Annotated in this window: 1 protein-coding gene; it reads left to right on the forward strand. The window is 73.7% G+C overall.

Annotated features, from left to right (window positions below; genetic code table 11):
* Positions 1-12 precede the first annotated feature (12 nt).
* Entirely contained in the window at positions 13-1,869 is a 1,857-nt protein-coding gene (locus M1M07_RS32175) for a TPM domain-containing protein (protein WP_248676755.1), read from the forward strand.
* The last annotated feature ends 12 nt before the right edge of the window (positions 1,870-1,881 follow it).

Here is a 1,881-nt window from a genome sequence, read left to right on the forward strand (position 1 = left end):
GTCCCCCGCCCGATCCTCGCGGCTGTGCCCGCCGTGCTGGCACTGCTGGCGCTGCTGTTGTGGCCCGGGGCCGCGTCCGCCGACACCCCGCTGCGCCTGCCCGGGCAGATCACCGACTCCTCCGGCGTACTGGACGCGAACGCGAAGGCCGAGGTCCAGTCGGCACTGGACCGGTTGTACGGCGAGCACCAGGTGCAGTTGTGGGTCGCGTACGTACCGAGCTTCTCCGGGATGTCCGGCGCCGACTGGACCGAGGCCACGGCGAAGGCGAGCGGGTTCGGGCCGAAGACGGCGCTGTTGGCCGTCGCCACCACCGACCGCGATTACAGCTTCTGGGTGTCGAACGACGTGACCGACGTCTCCGACGCGGAGGTCGAGTCGATCGCCACGAACCAGGTGCGGCCGCAACTGGTGGAGGAGGACTGGGCCGGTGCCGCCATCGCCGCGGCCGAGGGCCTGGACGACGCGCTCTCCCCCGCGTCGATGACGCCGCTGATCGTCGGTGGCGGTGTCGTCGTAGCCGGAGCGGGGGGCGTCTACCTGTACACGCGGCGGTCGAAGCGCAAGCGTGCCGAGGCCGGTGCCCAGGCCGCGGCCGGGATCGACCCGACCGACACCGCCGCGCTGGCGGCACTGCCGCTCGACGTCCTCGACGCCCGCGCGAAGGACATCCTCGTCGACACCGACAACGCGGTGCGCACCAGCGCCGAGGAACTCGAACTGGCGCGCGGCGAGTTCGGCGAGCAGGCCGTCGCCCCGTTCGCGACGGCCTTCGCCCAGGCCCAGGCCGCGCTCGCGAAAGCCTTCGAAATCCGGCAGCGCCTCGACGACGCGATTCCCGAGACCCCGCAGCAGCGCCGCGACATGCTCGTCGACCTGATCTCCACGTGCGGGCGCGCCGGGCGCGAACTCGACGCGCGGGTCACCGAATTCGACGGGATGCGTGATCTGCTGCTCGACGCCCCGGCCCGCCTCGACGCGCTCACCCAGCAGGTCGTGACGCTCACCGCGCGGGTGCCCGCGTCCGAGGCGGTGCTGACCGCGCTGCGCGCCGAGTTCCCCGCCGAGACGCTCGCGCCGGTCGCGCAGAACACAGCGCTCGCCCGTGAGCAGCTCGCGTTCGCCGAGAAGTCCATCGCCGACGGTCGCGACGCTGTCGCGTTGCCGGTCGGGAAGCAGGGTCCGGCGGTCGGTGCGATCCGGGCGGCCGAGGGCGCGCTGACGCAGGCGTCGACGCTGCTCGACGGTGTCGATCACGCGGAGGCCGACATTCGGCACGCGATGGCGACGCTGCCCGCGGCGATCGCGGACCTGGAGCAGGGTGTCGCCGCCGCCGAGCAGCTCGCGGCGAGCGGCGGTGCGGACCTGGCGACGGCGAAGGCCGCGGCGACCGAGGCTCTCGCCCACGCGCGTGCCGCGCAGGCGACCGACCCTCTGGGCAGTTTCACCCGCGTCGCCGAGGCCGACGCCACGCTCGACGCGGTGCTCGCCCGCACCCGCGAGGCGCAGGAACAGGCCGAGCGCACCCGGCAGAAGCTGCAGCAGGATCTGACGGCCGCGCAGTCTCAGGTCACGTCCGCGGCCGACTTCATCGGCACGCGGCGCGGCGCGGTCGGCGCCGAGGCCCGCACCCGGCTGTCGGAGGCACAACGGCACCTGCAGGCGGCGCAGCAGCTCGCCTCGACCGACGCGGCGCAGGCGTTGCAGCACGCGCAGGCCGCGACACAGCTGGGCGCGAAGGCGTTGTGGGCCGCGCAGAGCGACGTGCGGCAGTGGGAGCAGCGTCAGCAGCCGCGCAGCTCGGGCAACGACATGACCGGCGCGATCCTCGGCGGCATCCTGATCGACAGCATCCTGCGCGGCTGCTGACGCTGCTCCCAC

The organism is Rhodococcus sp. HM1 (assembly GCF_023218075.1).
GTDB lineage: Bacteria > Actinomycetota > Actinomycetes > Mycobacteriales > Mycobacteriaceae > Rhodococcus.